Genomic DNA, 20,642 nt, shown 5'->3' with positions numbered 1-20,642 from the left:
TTAAATCTATTATAATTACCTAACATTTAATAATATATTATTTTTTATTAATAATAATATATAAGTTTAATATATAATTATAAATTCGATACAAAAAAAATTATAAATGATATATAAAAAATATAAATATAATTTCTTTCTAAAAAAATAATATTATAGTGATTAGAAGATCATGAAAAGTCTAGCTATGCCTATAGTAAGATAAGCCTCTATAAATGCAGCTATTATAAATAATACAACTGAAAAGCCTAATAGAACTAAAGATTGAGTTAATCTATTTATATTATTATTTAAAGAATTAGTTATCCTATTTTTTATTGATAGATTAACCTCATTATTAGTAATAACTGGTTTAATAATACCTTTAAAAAATTCAATTAAGAATTTAAACATGATAAATCCACTTGAGCCTGCAAGAATAATAGCAGGAATTTCAAATATTCCATGAGGTAATGTTAAAAGTAAAAATGAATACAAAGGCATTTTAGTCGCAAAATATCCAATAAAAACACCATTGGAAATTAAAACAGAAGCAGTTAGCAAACCAAAGGTTATAGCTCCACAATATAATATTATACCAACATATACATTATTAAAAAATATTGAATCATGAGTTAATTGGATATCTCCTTGTTGAACTCTTTCACGAAAAGAATTAATCACAGGATTCATAGCTTCTGAAATATAAGGTGCAAAGAAGTATCCCAAAAGCATTGGAATAACAAATAACAATGTTGAAAATAAGATTATAAATTTATTCTCTGAAAATGCACTCTTCAACTCATCCCATATAATAGAAAAATAATATCTAATGTTTTGCAGTATACCACCTATTAATTAAATTTTAATCGATTTTAATTAAATTATTAAGAATCTATTTCACAACTGATTCTAAATGAATATATTAGTAAATCATTCTATAAATAATATATTATTTAATGAATTAAATAATTTTAATAGTTAAATAATTTTAATAACTTATTATTAAAAATAATAAAATTAAGATTTTTTATGTTAGGTTTTTTAAGTTAAATTTTTTAAGTTAAGTTTTTTAAATTAAGTTTTTTAAATTTTAAATTAACTTTAAATAAAAAATAACTCAAAGAATATTATTATAAAAATTATAAAAGGGTCTTTGCAATTTCTAATGACTTTTCTCTCTTATCAGCTAATTTTTCAAAGAATTTTTTCATTTTTTCTGCAGTAATTGTTTTACATTCTCCACAAAGCAAAGTTCCATTTTTACAATTCTCATAAACATTTTTAAGTTCAGCATCATCATCGATTAAATGATATACTAACATTTCATAAACAACACACTGATCAGGACAACCACCAAGTTTTTTTTGCTCTTCTAAACTTTCACGACCACCAGTTTTAGCTGATTTAACTTTCTTTTCAGCTTCTTTTGGAGAATCATTTAAGTAAATAGCTGTTTTTGGATCACTACTTGACATCTTACCTCCAGTGAGGCCTGTAAGGAATCTATGATATGTAGAAGAAGGAGGAATAAAACCATATTTAGATTTAAATTTATCAGAAATATCACGAGTTAATCTTATATGAGGATCTTGATCTACACCAACAGGAACAACAACATGTTTTGGACCACCATACTCCTCTATTTGAGGAAGTAAAATATCAGCTACCTGAACAATAGGAGCGTATAAATGAGATATACTTGTAGATGGAGAAAACCCATATATAGCTTTTAATTCATTGAAATTAGTTTTTTTAGACAATTCAAAAGCTAAATTTTTAACAGGATTATGTTCTGACTGTAAATAAACTAAAACATTTTCATCAGTTAAATCAAGCCCAAGGGCAATATAATTAGATAAGTATTCTGTAACAGCCATTTCTTTTGCCTGATTAAAATCAATCCCTCTTGCACCATATGATTCCATATCAGCTATAGGTAAAGATAAATTCCCACCCTTTTTTAGATACCATTTAAGTTGATCTACAACCATTTTATGACCTATATGCATCTTTCCACTTGGCATCATACCTGAAACAACAGCAAATTCTTTATTTTTGTTTACTAAAGGAATTATTTTCTCAAAATCCCTATGCCCAAATATAACTCCTCTTTTCATGAGAGGTAATGGATCTTCAATATCTTTTAAAACACTGGAAAATTTTTTTATTCCAAATTTATTTACTAATTTATCATAATCAACTGATGATGATGCCCATGGGTCAATCAAAAAATCACCTAAAACTTCTAATATACTACTAAAATCAATACTCAATCAATACAACTACAAGAAACACAAACCAATACTACAATAAATACAAATACAACTTATTAAATCAATACAAATACAAGCCAATATACCATCAATATAAACATAATTAAATCAATAATATAATCAACACAAATACAATCTATTAAATCAATACAAATACAAACCAATATACCATCAATATGAACATAATCAATAAATCAATATTAATCAACACAGATATAAATAATATAAATACAAACCAATACTCAATAAGTATAATCGATAATAATACAGACTTAATATAATAATGTATTTAAAAAATCTATAATATATGATAAAATTAAGGCCTAGTCCATTCTATTTTATAGTAAGTAATATCCTCTTCATCATCTACAACAGCCATTAAAAGGCTTTTTTTAACACCATGAGATACTCTTACATAGCTAGCAAAGTCTAAAGCATTAATATCATAATCTTCATGTATAATTTTTACAAGATATTCAGAATGACCATCACCTGGAGACTTTCCCCTTTCATAAAGTCTAAATTCAGAACCATACTTGAAACCAGTTTTTATGATGTATCCCCTATCTTTTAAATCCTTATACACGCAGTATTTTGCATAGTTTCCTTTTTTCTTGATAATCTCCCTAATATAATTTATTTCTAATTTTTCATCAGAATCTACATTATAAATATTCAACCTTCCATTTTCCATTAAATAAAAAGCCTCAATAAGAGAAAGTTCAAGAAAACCATCTTCAAGCTTTCCAAAAAAACTTTTCTGATTAAGAGAAATAGCTTTTTGATTAAGATCTTCTTTAATAGTTATAGTCACTATTTCATCAGTTAAGCAGCCGCGCATTTAATACCTCTTAAATTCATGATAAGTATGAATTATAAACTATTTTCAATACAATAAATCATAATTTTTGAATAAATTTAGATTACGGTAAAAATTATTTAAAATATATCTAAAATAAATACACAAATTATAGAAATTATAGACAAATATACAAAATATATTAATTATAGATAAAAAATATCTAATAAAATATCTAATAAAATATCTACAAAAATATCTAATAAAAATATCTAATAAAAATAATTTTTATAGATAAATAATATCTTAACACAAATAATACCTATAATTATTATTAAATATAATTATTAAATAAGCTATTTTTTATCTAAACCAGTTATCCTGATTCCTGCATGATGAACTCTATTTTTGATATTAAGACCTATTAACAAAGGAGTAATTTTTTCAACAATTCTAGTTCTTGATAAAGATCCACAATCAATTGCATTAACTCCTGGAAGTTTATTAACAAGTTCAATTGCTTTTAATTTAGATTCATCATCATCTCCACAAACTAAACAATCACAATCAATTTCTTCTTCATGATCCATTAAACTTGAGGAACAAATATTACTATATGCAGACACAATACTTACATCTTTATCTTTTAAAATAGCTGCAGTCCTTTCAGCTGCAGAACCTTCCCAAACTTCTATAAATTCAGTTGGGAATCCTCCAATATTAGAACTTAGTGATGCAGTTGCATCAATGATAATTTTACCATCCAAATAATCTTTTATACTGTCTAAAGTAGCTTTTTGAGCTTGAAGAGGCACAGTCAATATAATTATATCTGCAATAATTGTTGCATCAGGATTACTCAAGCCTTCTAAATTTTCAATATTTGTCTTACCTAAAAGATTTTCAATTTCAGCGACAGCATTTTCAGCTTTTTCAGCTTTTCTTGAACCAATAACAACATCTTCGCCACTTTTGGCATATCGCAAAGCTAATCCTAATCCTTGATCTCCAGTTCCACCTATAATAGCAATTTTCATATTTTTATCCCTCATATTGATTATTGTCTATTTAATATATTGTCTATTTAATATATTATCTATTTAATAAATTATGTTTATATCTTAATGTTTATATCTTATATTATTAAATTCATTTTATTAATCTTATTTCTAATATAATTCTCAATTATAGTATAATAATATTAATATTTCTAAAATTATTAATATCTTTAAAATTACTAATATTTTTAAATAAATAGCAATATAATAAAATTAATAGCATTATTAACTATAATTAATTAATATAACTATTAAATATATAATTACTAACTATGATTACTTAATATAACTATTAAATATATAATTACTAACTATAATTATTTTAGTAAAAAGTCATCATATGGTCATTTTAATGTTTATATTAATAATATCATATAATTAAAATATTAATTTATTTTATTAGTAAATGTATTTATGTATTCTATAATTAAGTATATGTATGTGAATGTATTATTAATATTCTAATATAAAGCCATATTATATTTAAATAATATGTCTTTTTAGAAATTTGTTGAACTCCATTAATAAATATTACTTCTAAAATAAATATTAATTTTAAAAGTTACAATAAAAGTTTAAAATAATGTAATAAAAATATAGAATTAAAGATAATAAAATATCCAAATAATGAAAAATAGAAAAATAAAAAATATTAATATAAAATAAGGTTTTATAATGTTTAAAGAACTTAATGAATTTAAATCAATGAAAAACATTTTAAAGAAAGATTTAATGGAAGCTATTAAAGAATTAGCTAATAAAATTTCTGTTCATGACCTTATGTTAGCTACTGTAATATTAAGAGAAGAAGGAAAATATGTTCAATCAAGTTACAGAGAAGGATACTTGGAAATCTATATAAAATATTTTATTATGAGAATAAAAGATGTAAAAGAAGATAAAAATTATTATAATTCAAAAATATCTAATGAATCTGATTTTTTAGAAGCTATTGAATTATTAGAAACACAAAATAAAAATAAAGAATTATATAAAAATGAAAATGATAAATTTCCCCTAATTTATACAATAATCAGTTTATATACTACTTTCATATTAAATGAACCAATACATCCCATTGGAACTCCTTTTCCAGGGAATTTAAAAGTTACTTATGAAAATGGAACTTATTTTTGTCCTGTAAAAGACAAACAAAAAGAAAATCCAAATGCAGTTTGTAAATTCTGCATAGCCAAGCAATCTGATTTTTAATATAAGTAATTAGAAAAAAATAAGATAAATTATTAGTTTTTGAAAAAATAAAGTTTAAACAACTACACTAGTTATTCTAAAGCTTCATTTTCCCCACCTTTAATAGTTACAACTTTTTTTATATATAATTTAGACCATATCAGTGCTATTAAACTCCCAATTATATTTCCAATTACAATTCCCCACCATACACCATATTGACCCATTCCAAGAGGAATAGCTAATATATAAGCAAATACTACAACAAGCAATAACTCCCTTATAGCTGTAAGCATGAAAGAATCCAATCCTTTACCAACACCTTGGAAAATAGAAGCTGCAGTTGAACCCATTGGAACAAAAAGGTAAAACAGAGCCATTACTCTCAAAAAATCAGTAATAGGACCATTTAAAGCAGCAGTTTCAGGAGAATATGTAAATAACATTGCTATATATGGTGCAAAAATAAATGTAGATACAGCTGTAATAATAGATATTATAGTTCCAATTTTAATAGAGTAGTTTTGAATAATACTGAAATTTTCATATCTTCTAGCACCAAATGAAGCTCCAACAATAGCTACAACAGAAATAGATACGGATATTATTGGAACAATAGCTATCATGAGAACTCTCCAACCAGATGAATAAATAGCCACAGCATCAGCTCCAGAAACAGATACTAAAATCATGTTTAAAGAACCTGCAAGTATTGCCATGATTAAAAACTCAGCACCAGCAGGAATACCAACAGATAGAATCTTTTTTAAAATATCTTTACTGAAATTAAAAAATTTTAAGGATATTCTAATGTAAGTATCCTTCTTAAACCAATAAAGAATAATGAAACTTGAAACAGCCATTGATAACACAGTTGCAATACCTGCACCTGCAATTCCATAACCCCAAGTATATATAAATAAAGGATCGAGAATTATATTGAGAATAGCTCCTAAAGACATTGCATAAGTAGTTTTTTTAACATTTCCTTCTGCACGAAGTATTCCATAAGCAGCTGCTGTAAATACAATAAATATAGACCCTGCAAAGACAATATTACCATAGGCAAGTGCAAGGTCAACAGTAACTCCTGCACCAAGCATTTCAAGAATAGGCCTTAAAAACAAGCCTAAAGAAACCATTATTATAATTGTGAATATTATTGTAAGCAATATTATATGTATTGCAGCATTATTAGCTTTATCTTTACTTCCTTCACCTATAAATCTTGATATAACAGCAGTAGCTCCAGCACCAAGACCATTTGAAAAACCAATAACTACCATGAATATAGGTGTTATAAAACCAATAGCAGCAAGTGCATTTTGACCAAGTCCAGCTACCCATACACCATCTATGAGATTGTATAATGAAGTAATCATCATAGCTATAATCATTGGTCCAGACAACTTTAATATAGCTTTTTTTGGATCTCCAAGAATAGTAGAAACACCTTCAGTTTCTCCAAAATCTTCATTACCAACATCATTATTGTCAATACTATTATCAACATTAATATTATCAATATTACTTCCAGTACTAATATTTTCAATATTATTATCAGTATTACTATTCTCAATATTATTACAAGTATTACTACTATTAGTATCTTTTTTGTTAATTCCTTTGTTTTGATCTTTTTTATCCCGATTCATTTATCATCAGCCCATCATTAAAAAAATTCATGTTGAAGTCCATCTAAGTCAATCTTAATTAATAATCTATCTGATCTATTAATAATAATACAAATTATAATACATCAAATAGATTAATTATAATTATACAATAAATTATGAAAGTTATAATATAAAATAAAAATTATAATATAAAATACTAAAAATTATAAATAAACCAATTATTTGTGTGAAGTATATATAAAATATAATCAATAAAACATCATAAATTAATAAAGCAAACTATAATTAATTATTACTATATTAAAAAACAATAATAAATACAAACTAATAAAATAATAAGATAATAATATAATAAGATATAATAATAAAGAATGATTGAAAACAATACCTAATTTAAGAACATATTATAAAAAACATATTTATAAACTCTTATTTTCAATTTATTGACCAAAAATAGAGTAAAGTTTATTTAAATTCAAGTATTCTTATTATTGTATAATTATATTATGTTTTTATCATATATAACTTTTTTTGATATATAGTATATAATATTTAAGATAAAAATAATGTTTTAAAATTTTACTATTAAATTATAAAATATAAAAATTATAATATATATAAAAATAAAATCTAAAAATAAGTATAAAAATAAAGTATAAAAATGAAATCTAAAACTAAATAAAATCTAAAAATGAGATCTAAAACTAAAATCTAAAAATAAAGTCTAAAAATGAAATCTAAAACTAAAATTTAAAAATAAATTATAGAAATAGAAATAAAGATATTTTTATCTAAATTTTAAAGACAAAATTATAAATCTAATTCTAATTAGAACCTGCCATCCCCACACCAGTTAAAGCAGAAGCTTCGAGTGTCAAAGATTTAAGATCTTGTTTTTCAATTTTAGTAATATGAGTATTACCGCCTTGTTGAACTAACATACAAGCTTCTTCAGTCATAGCTTTAATGTATCTAGCAACTTGAACTCCTTTTTGTTTATAATCAAGTCTATGGCGTAATTGTATATTTTGAGTAGCAATACCTTTTCTACAATTCCCTTTAAAGCACATTTGACAAGTTTTACAACCAATAGCAACTAAAGCAGCAGTAGCTATATAAACTGCATCAGCACCAAGAGCAATAGCTTTTGCTAAATCTGCACCATTTCTAATTCCACCACCAGCAACAAGATCAACACTACTTCTAAGATTAACTTCTTTAAGTGCTTTATCAGCTTCGACAATAGCAGCTAATGTAGGTATTCCTGCATGTTCCATTATAACATCGGGACCTGCACCAGTACCTCCCTGCATACCATCAACAACAATAATATCAGCTCCACCTTTAGCAGCTATTTTAACATCATCAGCAACACGTCCAGCAGCAAACTTAACCATAATAGGAACTTGCCAGTTAGTAATTTCCCTAAGTTGAGAAATTTTCATACTAAGATCTTCTGGACCAACAATATCCATATGTCTAGCTGGTGAAAGAGCATCAGCACCTTCAGGAATATTTCTAATTTTTGAAACTTCAGCAGTGACTTTTTCACCTAAAAGATGCCCACCCATTCCAGATTTAGCACCTTGACCAATCTTAATCTCAACAGCATCAGCATTATTTAAGTAGTCAGCAGAAACTCCAAAACGACCAGAAGCATACTGAGCAATTAATTTATTAGCTAATTTTCTTTCTTCTGGAAGCATTCCACCTTCACCAGTATTAGTAGCAGTTCCTGCAATAGTAGAACCAATAGCTAAAGCCATTTTAGCTTCTTTACTAAGAGCTCCAAAGGACATTGCCCCAATCATAACAGGAGTATCAAGTTTAAGTGGTTTTTCAGCAAATCTACTACCTAAAACAACATCAGTCCTACAAGGTTCACGATATTTATCAATAGGAGGTCTTGAAACCTGAGCAGGAGTAATAACTAAATCATCAAATGTAGGAAGAGATCTTACAGATCCAGTACTCCTAATTTTATAAGAACCCTGATTTGATTTTCTTGAAATTTCATTAAGAGTATCATAAGACCATATTCCTCGTTTATCATTAGCTACAGCACTAACATTAATCGCATTATTAGGACACATTTCTTCACATATCCTACAACCAACACAATTTTTAGTATGAACTGGATAGGGATCCCCATTAATCACTTCATAAACACCATGAGGACAATTGTTTAAACAAGAAAAACATTTATTACAAATATTTTCATCTCTATCATCACACAAATACCAACAACACCCAGGGCGATTAAAATTTCTTTTACATAACATTAAGTCTTTTTCAACTTTAAAAGGCATTTACTCCCTCCTATTAAGTTTTTGAATAAATTACAAATTTTAAAAATATTATACTATAACAAATAAAATATTATAACAAATACTATAATTTTTATTAAGGTTATTAATCACAGTAACAATCTTCTTCTTCATCATTACCATAAAAAGGACGTTTACTTTTAGGAACTATTTTTCTAAACTTTTTATAATCTTCATCAGATAAATCAAAATCATAACTACTCAAAGTAGTCTTAAGTTCATCTAAATCCTCTTTAGAAATATCTAATAACTTAGCATTTTGACCTAAACTTTCAACAGAACCTTTAACATATATAGCTCCTCTAATAATAGATTCACCAGCATCTTTACCAACGTCACCTAAAATAATAATACGGCCACCCATCATAAAAATACCAGTCATAAAACCAGAATCACCACCAACAATAACAGTGCCTCCTTTCATTATCTCACCAGTACGAGATCCTGCACTATTTTTAACAACAAGAGTACCATCATAAATTCCTTGACCAGCACCATCACCAGCAGAACCCTCTACAATAATCTCTCCACCAGTCATGTTATCACCAACAAACCAACCAGCATTACCATGAATGATAAGTTGAGCTTTATCCAACATAGTTCCTGCAAAATAACCAGCAGAACCCTCAATTTCAATATGAGCTTTTTCAGTAAGTCCTGCTACAAGAGAATGCATTGCATTAGGATTTTTAATTAAAATTTTATTACATTTAGTAGACAAATCTTTTATCTTTTGATTAGCTTCCCTTGGAGTCATTGATGAAAAATCTAGCTCAAAAACCTTATTTTCATTAATATCATTTCTATTAATACTATTTCCATTAATACTATTTTCATCAATATTATTATTATTAGAATCTTTAGTTAAATTATCGTTAGTTAAATTGTTTGAATCCATAAATAACAACTCCAATTAAATCTCATAAACCCTAACTTCTCCAGGAGAAATCTGTTCAACTTCTTGAGTATCCATAACTTCATGGAGAGCTATTTCTTCAGAAGCAATAGCAAAAACATCATCATTTTCGGCCATTATTCCAGGACGTAAGCCTAATTTATCTTTAGCTATTCCAATACCATTAGGAGTTCCGATAATATAAGAAAAAGGACCATCCATATCTTCAACAGATTGTTCTAAAGCTTCTTCAAGAGAATAACCAGTATCTAATTTATCAGCTATATAATGAACAAGACATTCAGTATCATTATTAGTTTCAAATTTATGACCTTTTCTCTCTAAAGGATCTCTAACTTTCCAATAATTTGTAATTTGACCATTATGAACAACAGTAATATCTTTTACAATATAAGTCTGAAATGGGTGAGCATGATATCTATCAACATTACTTTCAGTAGAAAACCTAGTATGACCAATCGCATGAGTTCCTTTTACATCACGAGTATCATAACGCTCTGCAATTTCATAAACAGACCCTACATCTTTTATCATTTGGAAAGAATGACTTCCATTTAAAACTATCACGTCATTATCTACATTGGCAACAGAATAATCATTAATACACTTATTAGTATTAGTAGCTCCAATATTATCAATACTAGTAATTAAAGGTTTTAAATCATGAAAATCATCAAGAGCTATTTTACATTTGTAAATAAAAGAATCATCAACAGAAGGTATGATTTCATCTTCTTTAATAGGAGTTTTAACATTAATAGCATCTTGAACAGTATGAAGTAAACCTTTTTTATCAGCTACTTGTATATTTAATATATATTCATTATCTTCAAGACCCATTCCACCATAGATTGCAAAACCTGCAGAATCTGGTCCTCTGTGCTGAAGAGCATGTAACATTTTAGTCATATCATCTCCAACATTATGTAATTTTTTATCTTTATAAACAATTCCGGCTATCCCACACATGAAATCACCTCTGTTATTATTAATATTTAAAAAATTGATATTTAAATAAAAAAATTAATATTTAAAAATTTATTAATTTATATATTAATTTAAAAATTATTTTTAAGAATAATTCTTTAAAAATTATTATTATTTAATTATCATTATTTAACTCTAAAATCTGATTTAGATAATACTCATGTAATCTTGTATCATCTGTTAATTCAGGATGGAAAGACATAGCTATGTTATTTCCTTGTTTAACAGCTATAATATTTGAATCAAGGACGGAAAGTATTTGAACCTGATTTTTTATCTGAGAACTCTCATCTTTAGTTCCATTAAGAATATTTGAAACAGAAGGAGCTCTTATAAAAACTCCAGGATAAGAATAATTAAAGATATTAATTTCATTCTCAAAAGAATCTCTTTGTCTTCCAAAAGAATTTCTTTTAACTTCAATGTCCATAATACCAAGAATCTCCTGATCATAGTCTGTTTTCTTAGAAAGAAGAACCATACCAGCACAAGTTCCAAATACAGGAATATTATTTTCAATAATTACTTTATCAATTCCTCTTTCTTTAATAAGCTTACCAATAACTGTACTTTCTCCTCCAGAAATTATAATTCCATTACACTCTGCTACTTCATTAGCATATCTAACTACTTCAGCTACAATTTCATTATTTTTACCCATGTTTTCAATAGCTTTCAATGTCATTTCAACATGTTCACTAACTGCACCTTGTAGATTCAATACTCCTATTTTAATCATAATACTATTCCTTTAATTGTCAATCAAATTTAAATTTTCATTATTATATTTATATATCATTTAGCTTTTCATTATATCAATAACTTTTGATACATTATCATTAGCTTTTTATTATCTAAATTTAGATTAGAATTAATATTTAAATTAGTTATCATTTAAATAAAAAAACATTTGATACAGATATTTAGTAATATAAAAATAATATAATAATTAAAAATTAAAATCTAATAATTAAAATCTAATAATTAAAAATTACAATAAAATTACGATTAATAGATACTAAAGGAATATTAATACAGAATATATTTATGGATAATTATCAGCAGTATTAATATAGCTTTTATCATATATAAATCTACCGGAAGTATCTTTCCGATTAGTTAATTTTTCTGAAAAATTATATCAAAGAATAGATTTTTTTTTGAAATTGTTTAAAAAAATTAATAAATAATATATTATTTTTATTTTTCAAAAAAAATTAATTTTATAACTTTTATAACATTTATAACTATTAATAAAATAATTAAATAATAATTAAAAATAAAATCTAAAATCTCATATAAAAATAAAAAGAAAAGATTAAAATTAAAAACAAAAAATAATGAAAGATAAACTTATTAAAACTTTTAATAATATTATAATTATTATTATAATATTATAAAATATTACTTATTTCAATAAAGATATAAAGTCTTAGTTAGTTATTTTAATAAATAATATAATATATAAATTTTATATATGAATTTTTAATAAATTTTTAATAAATATTATTTATTTTATATTGGTTAATACTATTTATTTTATATGATTAATATTATTTATTTTATATTGGTTAATACTATTTATTTTATATGATTAATATTATTTATTTTATATTAGTTATTTTAATAGAGATAATACATTAGTTATTTTAATAAAGATATAAAATACCAATTATTCTTCAATATTATCTAAAGCAAACTTAGCACCAGTTCTTACAAATCCACTATCATCATCAAGAAGTGATTTTAAAGGACCAATAGCATTTTTATCTCCTATTTTACCTAAAGCCCATGCAGCAGCCCCTCTAACTCTCCAATCATCATCATCAAGAATAGCTATCAAGGGATCAACAGCTTTATCACCCATACGACTTAGTGCAGTTGAAGCTTCTCTTCTAACAAGCTTATTATTGTCTTTTAAAGTAGCTATAAGTGGATCAATAGCTTTTTCATCACCTATAATACCTAATAATTTTGCAGAAGACATTTTTATATTTTTATTTGTACCTTTAGTAGATAAAACTTCAATAAGAGGATCAAGAGACTCTTCAGATCTAAATTCAAGAAGTCCAAGTGCTTCTTCTTGAACAAACTCATCATCATTATTCAAATCCTCAATAAGTTGTTTTATAGTTTTTTCCATAGCAATAACTCCTATTATTTTATAAACTTTATTTCCATTAAATTCTATTCTCATTTATTTTAATTGGAAATTTTTATAAATTTCTATATAAATTATAACAAATTATAATAATATAATCTTAATACTATATATGTAATACATAATATAAATACTTTGACATAATACGAACTATATTTTAATACTTTTAATGATTTAAATATGAATTCAAAACATTGAAAACATAAATAATTAAAAATATAACCTATAATGTACATTATATTATTCATAAGATAAATATTTAACTAAATCAATAAGTTTAACAATCAATAAATCAAAAATTATAAATTTAAAACTAATATCAATTTTTAAAAACATCAAATAAATCATCAAATAAATATTAATCAAATTATAGTAATTAAGTTATATTAATTATATGATTATATTAATTAAAGTATAATTAATTAAAAACACAAATTAAAACAATAATGTTAATTGAGAGATAATCTATGAAAAAGATAACAACTATAGCTGGGGATGGAGTAGGAAAGGAAGTTATGGAAGCAGGTTTAACTATTTTAGAATCTCTAAATTTAAATTATGATTTTATCAAGTCAAAAGCAGGATTTGAATGTTTTCAAAACTGTGGTAAAACAATACCTGAAGAAACCATAAAAAATGCTAAAAAAAGTGCAGCTACTTTATTTGGAGCTATTACATCTACACCAAGTGAAAAAAGTCCAATTATAACTCTTAGAAAAGAACTCGACGTATTTGCTAATTTAAGACCTATAAAAACATTTGAAGGAGTAAACTCACTATTTAATAATATTGATTTTTTAATCATTAGGGAAAATACAGAAGGATTATACTCTCAAATAGAGTCTTTTGAAAAAGAGGAAGAAAAAAACAGTACAAAGAAAGAAAAGAAAGAAAATAATGAAAATGAAAAAAATAATAAAATCACAAAAACAATAGCTAAAAGAGTTATAACTAAAAAGGCAAGTACAAAAATATGTGAATTTGCATATAAAACAGCGATAAAAAACAATAGAAAAAAAATTACTTGCGTTCATAAAGAAAATGTATTAAAAAAAACTGATGGTATATTTAAAGAATCGTTTTACAATGTAGTGGAAAGATATTCAGCAAAATGCCCTGATATAAAAGCTAATGATTATTATATAGATGCAACTGCAATGTATTTAATAACAAAACCACAAGAATTCGATATAATAGTAACAAGTAACCTTTATGGAGATATACTATCTGATGAAGGAGCAGGATTAGTTGGTGGTCTTGGACTATCACCTTCAGCTAACATAGGAGATAAAAACGGTTTATTTGAACCAGTTCATGGCTCTGCCCCAGATATTGAAGGAAAAGGATTAGCTAACCCAATAGCTATGATATTATCCATTAGTATGATGTTAGAATTTTTAAAAGAAGATTTTTATGCTAAACAAATTAATAAAGCTGTTGAAAATGTTTTAAAATCAAAAAAAATAGCTACTCCTGACTTAGGAGGAAACTCAAAAACATCTGATATTACTATAGCTATTAAAAAAGAATTAGAAAATTTAATTTAAAAACAATCAAAAATAATGAAAATTAACTAACTAATGAAAATTACCTAATTAATTTAATAAATAGTAATAAAAATAATAGTAAAAGTAATAATAAAAGTAATACTAATAATAGACAATAATAAAATAAATAATAAAAATAATATTAATAAAAAATAATTTCAATAAATATTAATAAAAATTGATAACCATAAAAATAATATTAATAAAAAATAATTTGAATAAATACTAATAAAAATTGATAATAGAAAAAATAATAAAGTAATATTAATAATAGAGCTATTTTAATAAAGCTATAATAAATAATAAAACTATAATGTAATCATAGTTCCAATACCTTTTGTAGTAAATATTTCAAGAAGTAGAGAATGTTTAACTCTGCCGTCTATAATATGAGCAGATTTTACTCCTCCTTCAATAGCCTTAACACAAGTTTCTACTTTAGGAATCATACCTCCACTTATAGTTCCATCTTTAATTAAATCATCAACTTCATCTACTTTAATCTTTTTGATTAATGATTTAGGATCATTAGGATCTTTAAGTACACCAGGAACATCGGTTAAAATTATTAATTTTTCAGAGTTCATTTTACTAGCTACTTCTCCAGCAACAGTATCAGCATTAAGATTTAATGTATTTCCATTATCATCTACACCAATAGGAGATATAACTGGAATATAATCATTATCAGTGAACATTTGTACAATTTCAGTATTTAAAGAGTCAATTTGACCAACTAAACCTAAATCAATTTCATGTTCCTCACCTGTCTCTTCATCTGTTATTCTATGAGGAGCTTTTTTAGAAGCTACAATTAATTGACTATCTTTTCCTGAAATACCAGAAGCTTTTCCACCATGAATACCGATTTTAGAAACAATTTCTGTACTAATTTTGCCAACTAAAACCATTGTAACAATATCCATAGTCTCTTCATCAGTAATACGAAGTCCTTTAATAAATCTAGGCTCTTTACCCATTTTATTCATAGAACGAGTAATCTCAGGACCTCCACCATGAACAACAATAGGTTCCATACCTACATATTTAAGTAAAACTGTATCTCTAGCTGTAGAGTTCATAGCTTCTTCATCAATCATAGCATGTCCACCATACTTTATCATGATTTTTTTATGATGAAATTCTTTTATATAAGGTAATGCTTCAATAAGAAGATTCGCCTTATTTGGTTTATTATTCAGTTCCTCTGACATATCTTTCACAACAAATTATTATAAAAGTATAAATATATTGATAAAAATTGCAAATGTTAAATAATGCAAGCTAGGATTTTTATTAGAATATATGTTCATCTATTAAAGCATTCAATTATTAAAAAATTCAATTATTAAAATAATATTCATTTATAATATTTACTTTTAGATATAAATATTTTATTAATAAAAAGGGGCAAAAATTTACTTTTAATATGTAGTTTACTAATTAAATATAAATAATAAATAAATATGCATATTAAAACTTTTATTAATAATATTAATTATAATTATTAAAATATATTAATTAAAGGTTCATTTTCTGAATCATCCTTTGAATCTTTTTTATACCCATCAAAAATATTATTTAAATCTTGAACTAAAAGATCAGCCATATCTCTTGTGAAATTCTCTTTTATAACAATTCTTAAAACTGCGATATCTTCAGCATTAGCTGGTAAAGTATAAGCTGGAACTAACCATCCTCTTTCACGAAGTTTTCTAGAAATATCAAAAACAGTAAGATCATCTGCACCATCAAGATCATCTAAATTATCAAGTTTTATAGCTAATATTGGTAAAACTAACTCTTCATCTAATAACTTAAAATATCCAGTGTTTTTAAGAGTATTTGCAAGATATGTAGCTGTTTCCATTAAATTGTTCATAATACTTGAATATCCTTGTTTTCCAAGTCTTAAAAGATTATAGTATTGTGCAATAATCATACTACTTCCTTTTGAAAAATTAAGATTAAATGTTGGAATAATACCACCTAAATAATTAACCTCAAAAATCAAATCATCTGAAAGATATTTTTTATCTTTAAAAATTAACCAACCAACACCAGGATAAACAAGCCCATATTTATGTCCAGAAACATTAATAGACCTTACATGAGAAAGTCTAAAATCCCATTTAAAATCAGGATCAAGGAAAGGAATTATAAAAGCACCACTTGCACCATCAACATGAATTGGAATATCCCAACCTTTTTCTTCTTTAACATTAACTAAAAGCTCATTAATCTCTTGTATTTGATCAATTTGACCAGTGAAAGTTGTTCCAAGAACCACACCCACAGCAATAGTATTTTCATCAATATTTTCTTTAACTTTATCAGCAGTTAATGTATATTCGCCTTTTTCCATTGGAACCATTCTAAGTTCAACGTCAAAATATTTGGCAAACTTCTCCCAAACAACATGAACATCGGCACCCATAACAATATTAGGATTAGAACAATCTTTACCTTCAGCTTTCCTATTTTCTCTCCAAGCCCATTTATGAGCAAGAACTCCCAACATTATAGCTTCAGATGAACCAATAGTACTAGTACCAAGAAAATCACAATCCTTTGGAGCATTAAAAAGCCTTGCCAACATATTTATTACTCTATTTTGAATAATCTCAGTTTGAGGATACTCATCATTATCAACGAAATTCTTCCCATTAGTCTGATTAATAAGTATATCTGCTTCTGGTTCCATCCAAGTAGTTACAAAACTTGCAAGGTTTAAATTAGGATTACCATCAAGATTTAATTCATCATTAATCAATTGGTATGCTGCTTTAGAAGGCATACCTTCATCGGGAATTTCAAATTTAGGAATAGGTTCTGAAACATACCTAGTACCATAAATAGAAGTGTTTTTTCCAGTTTTTTTCATATCTTTTAAGTTTACTTTATTTGAAAGCATATAATTCATCCCACCTTTTATTATTTAAGTTTTTATTATTAAAAATTAAAATGATATTTATTTAATTGAATAAACATTTTTCATAAATTAAATTCAAGTAGTATACTCTGCATTAATTTTAACATAATCATAAGTTAAATCACAACCATAAGCTATAGCATTATATTTTCCATTCTTTAAATCAATGATGATTTTTATCGATTTTTCCTTCATAATCAACTCTGCATTCTCAAGATTAGCTGTTCCTTCAAAAGCTAAAATTTCACCATCAAGTACCAAGTCAACAAGATTATCATTGGAAGATATGGCAATAGTAATATCATCAGGATCCATATAAGCACCAGAATATCCTACAGCAGCTACAATTCTACCCCAATTAGGATCCCCGCCAAAAACTGCACTTTTAACAAGTGGTGATTTAACAACTGATTTAGATGCGATTTGAGCATCAGATTTTGATTTAGCTCCTCTAACTTCCACTTCAATGAATTTAGTTGCACCTTCACCATCTTGTGCCATCTGCTTAGCTAAATCTTTACAAAGAACATTTAATCCTTCTTGAAAGTTTCTATCTATATCTGAACCATTTATTTTGTTATTTACTAAAATACTATTTTTAGATTCCCCATTTGCAAAGAAAAGAACTGTATCATTAGTACTTTCATCTCCATCAACAATAACCATATTAAAACTATCATCAACTGCTTTTTTTAAAGATTCTTTTAAGATTTTCTGATCAGCAATAGCATCTGTAGCTATAAAACACAACATTGTTCCCATATTTGGAGCAATCATACCAGTACCTTTACAAATTCCCCCAATCTTAACTTTTTGATTATTTCCTAATGTAACTTCAATAGACGCATGTTTATAAACAGTGTCAGTTGTCATTATTGCTTTTGCAGCATTTATAGAAGCATTGTTTGAATTTTCAAGAACTTCACTAGCTTGGTTAATTAGTCTAGTAATAATATCCATTGGCATTTTTCGACCAATTACACCAGTTGAAGCAGTTGCAATTTCAGTTTTAGGAATTTCAAAGATTTTTGAAATAATTTCAACAGTAGCTTCACAGTCAAATACTCCCTGATCGCCTGTAAAACAATTAGCATTTCCACTATTAGCTATAATTGCAGACAACTTTCCATCTTCAATTGTATTCTTAGTGTATTCAACAGGAGCTGCAATAACTTTGTTAGAAGTAAAAACACCAGCAACATCAGAATTTTTACAGACTATAATAGAAACACCATATTTTCCATCTCGAACACCAGCTACCTTAACTTTAGAAACAGCGCATATTCCTCCATCTATTACCTTTATTTTATCTGTAAAATCCTTATGTATATCTTTTCTTGTTATCATTATAACCCTTGTTAAAATTAATTTAATAAAATCTTCATAGATTTACTTATTGATAAATCTATTTGTTATATCTAATATTTGTATATATCCATTATAAATTACATAATCAACATCAAATAACTAATAAAAAAATGTTGATAATTTATAATTTATTGTAATTTTAGATTATTATTGTAATTTTAGATCATATAGCTAATTTTAAATTATATAAATACTATTTAAAATTTAATAATATGAATAATACTTAACAGAAAATAATATGAGCAACTATTTAGCAGATAATAATATGAATAATATTAATATAAACAATACTTAAAAATAAAAAGATAATTGTAAAGTTAAAACTAACAAAAATAACGTGAAAAGCTATTAATAGAATATAAAATAAAATTTTTAAATAATGATTTTTAGATAATGATTTTAAATAATGATTTTAAATAATGAAATATCCTATAAGCTTTTAATTTAAAAATTGTATAAAAATAGGTTAAGAATACATAAAGCAAGCTAGTTTTGTGGGGTCAACTGCTATTTTTTAAAAGTCTAACCTATTGTTATACTATGACTATTATTTTTTGCTAAATCCTCTTCAGAGTAATAAACTCCTGAATTTGATGAATTTGAATCAGAAGACAGATTATTTTCCTCAAAAGGATATGCATCCATGTTATAATTAGGATTATCTTGACTAATATTGTTAGTTACATCGATAGTAGTATTAACTGGTTCATTAGTATCTGATGAATTAAAACTATCTCCAGATATACCAACAGCAATTCCAATACCAGACCCTAATCCAAATGCTATTAATGAGATTATTAAAGCTATTACTATTTTCCCATCATTGTTTTTAGAACTCATACTTCCTCCATTATATAAGTCGTATAATATAAGTCTTAAATCATTGAGCCACACCAATGAATTTGAAAAGCATATAAATCCACCCTTAAAGATTTAAATACTATTTTCAATTACAAATTGATTTTTGAAATTGAAAAATCCGCCAGCTAATTTATAAACAATTCTAATCATCCATATGATCTTTAATAATCCTTATGATCTTCTCATAATAAACGAAGAATTGTTTATTTTGTTTATTTTATGATTTTTAATAATTTGTCTATTTACTGATTTCTAAACATACTGAATTAATCATTTGATAGATAATAAACTAAAATAAAAATATACTTGTTTGTATTTGCTCTCATATTCACATTTATTTTCAGTTATGAGTAATTTGATAAGTCCATTTTTATTTCAGTTCATAAGTTTGAGTAAAAAGTCACATTTATAGTAATAATTATAGTAATAATTATAATCATATAGCCATAATTATAAGAAACCATATTCATAAGATTCAATAATGAATCACAGACAATTTTACTACAAAATTGATGAATCTATTTAAAGAAACATTAAGCAACATGTTGTTTTATAAAAGAACATGTTACTTAATATCAACAATGCAATTTTATCATATATTGA

At 25.3% G+C, this 20,642-nt stretch carries 16 protein-coding genes; 2 read left to right on the top strand and 14 right to left on the bottom strand.

What is annotated here, in order from left to right; genetic code table 11:
* Positions 1–162: 162 nt before the first annotated feature.
* The 4 genes from MBBAR_RS05410 to npdG all read right to left on the bottom strand — a co-directional run bounded on the left by MBBAR_RS05410 (position 163) and on the right by npdG (position 4,091).
* On the bottom strand, positions 163–780 hold the full coding sequence (locus tag MBBAR_RS05410; RefSeq protein ID WP_080460288.1) for a stage II sporulation protein M: 618 nt from the start codon (positions 778–780) through the stop codon (positions 163–165).
* Positions 781–1,121: 341 nt separating this feature from the next.
* Positions 1,122–2,210: a tryptophan--tRNA ligase gene (locus MBBAR_RS05405; protein WP_080460308.1), complete on the bottom strand. Its 1,089-nt coding sequence runs from the start codon at positions 2,208–2,210 to the stop codon at positions 1,122–1,124.
* 361 nt (positions 2,211–2,571) lie between these two features.
* The gene (endA, locus tag MBBAR_RS05400; RefSeq protein ID WP_080460287.1) at positions 2,572–3,096 is read right to left on the bottom strand and encodes a tRNA-intron lyase; all 525 of its coding nucleotides are present in this window, start codon (positions 3,094–3,096) and stop codon (positions 2,572–2,574) included.
* A 314-nt stretch (positions 3,097–3,410) separates the two neighbouring features.
* A complete protein-coding gene (gene npdG, locus MBBAR_RS05395) occupies positions 3,411–4,091 on the bottom strand; it encodes an NADPH-dependent F420 reductase (protein ID WP_080460286.1) in 681 nt (226 codons plus the stop codon).
* Between the two features lie 696 nt (positions 4,092–4,787).
* Between npdG and MBBAR_RS05390 the strand changes: the two genes are divergently transcribed.
* Positions 4,788–5,324, top strand: coding sequence for a DUF2115 domain-containing protein (locus tag MBBAR_RS05390; protein WP_080460285.1), 537 nt, complete (start codon positions 4,788–4,790; stop codon positions 5,322–5,324).
* Positions 5,325–5,395: 71 nt separating this feature from the next.
* Here MBBAR_RS05390 and MBBAR_RS05385 read toward each other — a convergent pair whose 3' ends face one another.
* From MBBAR_RS05385 to MBBAR_RS05360, 6 genes are all read right to left on the bottom strand, one after another.
* The gene (locus MBBAR_RS05385; RefSeq protein WP_080460284.1) at positions 5,396–6,958 is read right to left on the bottom strand and encodes an MATE family efflux transporter; all 1,563 of its coding nucleotides are present in this window, start codon (positions 6,956–6,958) and stop codon (positions 5,396–5,398) included.
* An 806-nt stretch (positions 6,959–7,764) separates the two neighbouring features.
* A complete protein-coding gene (locus MBBAR_RS05380) occupies positions 7,765–9,249 on the bottom strand; it encodes a glutamate synthase-related protein (RefSeq protein WP_080460283.1) in 1,485 nt (494 codons plus the stop codon).
* A 103-nt stretch (positions 9,250–9,352) separates the two neighbouring features.
* Positions 9,353–10,024 carry a GltB/FmdC/FwdC-like GXGXG domain-containing protein gene (locus MBBAR_RS05375; RefSeq protein ID WP_143746142.1) on the bottom strand — a complete coding sequence of 224 codons (672 nt, stop codon included), beginning with the start codon at positions 10,022–10,024 and terminating at the stop codon, positions 9,353–9,355.
* A 156-nt stretch (positions 10,025–10,180) separates the two neighbouring features.
* Positions 10,181–11,152: a glutamine amidotransferase gene (locus MBBAR_RS05370; protein WP_080460281.1), complete on the bottom strand. Its 972-nt coding sequence runs from the start codon at positions 11,150–11,152 to the stop codon at positions 10,181–10,183.
* Between the two features lie 133 nt (positions 11,153–11,285).
* Entirely contained in the window at positions 11,286–11,909 is a 624-nt protein-coding gene (gene pdxT, locus MBBAR_RS05365) for a pyridoxal 5'-phosphate synthase glutaminase subunit PdxT (RefSeq protein ID WP_080460280.1), read from the bottom strand.
* A gap of 933 nt (positions 11,910–12,842) precedes the next feature.
* On the bottom strand, positions 12,843–13,313 hold the full coding sequence (locus MBBAR_RS05360) for a HEAT repeat domain-containing protein (protein ID WP_080460307.1): 471 nt from the start codon (positions 13,311–13,313) through the stop codon (positions 12,843–12,845).
* A 485-nt stretch (positions 13,314–13,798) separates the two neighbouring features.
* Between MBBAR_RS05360 and MBBAR_RS05355 the strand changes: the two genes are divergently transcribed.
* Positions 13,799–14,878 (top strand): isocitrate/isopropylmalate dehydrogenase family protein, encoded by a 1,080-nt coding sequence (locus MBBAR_RS05355; RefSeq protein WP_080460279.1) that lies wholly within the window; start codon positions 13,799–13,801, stop codon positions 14,876–14,878.
* A 308-nt stretch (positions 14,879–15,186) separates the two neighbouring features.
* On the opposite strand, the gene argB is transcribed toward MBBAR_RS05355, so the two are convergent.
* The 4 genes from argB to MBBAR_RS05335 form a co-directional block, all read right to left on the bottom strand.
* Complete coding sequence (gene argB / locus MBBAR_RS05350; RefSeq protein ID WP_080460278.1) at positions 15,187–16,092, bottom strand: acetylglutamate kinase; 906 nt, start codon at positions 16,090–16,092, stop codon at positions 15,187–15,189.
* 293 nt (positions 16,093–16,385) lie between these two features.
* Complete coding sequence (locus MBBAR_RS05345; protein WP_080460277.1) at positions 16,386–17,792, bottom strand: glutamate decarboxylase; 1,407 nt, start codon at positions 17,790–17,792, stop codon at positions 16,386–16,388.
* Positions 17,793–17,885: 93 nt separating this feature from the next.
* Positions 17,886–19,157, bottom strand: coding sequence for a bifunctional ornithine acetyltransferase/N-acetylglutamate synthase (gene argJ, locus MBBAR_RS05340; protein WP_211272916.1), 1,272 nt, complete (start codon positions 19,155–19,157; stop codon positions 17,886–17,888).
* A gap of 543 nt (positions 19,158–19,700) precedes the next feature.
* Positions 19,701–20,018 (bottom strand): hypothetical protein, encoded by a 318-nt coding sequence (locus tag MBBAR_RS05335; protein WP_080460276.1) that lies wholly within the window; start codon positions 20,016–20,018, stop codon positions 19,701–19,703.
* Between the last annotated feature and the right edge of the window lie 624 nt (positions 20,019–20,642).

It is taken from the genome of Methanobrevibacter arboriphilus JCM 13429 = DSM 1125, assembly GCF_002072215.1.
Taxonomy (GTDB): Archaea; Methanobacteriota; Methanobacteria; order Methanobacteriales; family Methanobacteriaceae; genus Methanobinarius; species Methanobinarius arboriphilicus.
This window is presented reverse-complemented; position numbering and strand designations above follow the sequence as displayed.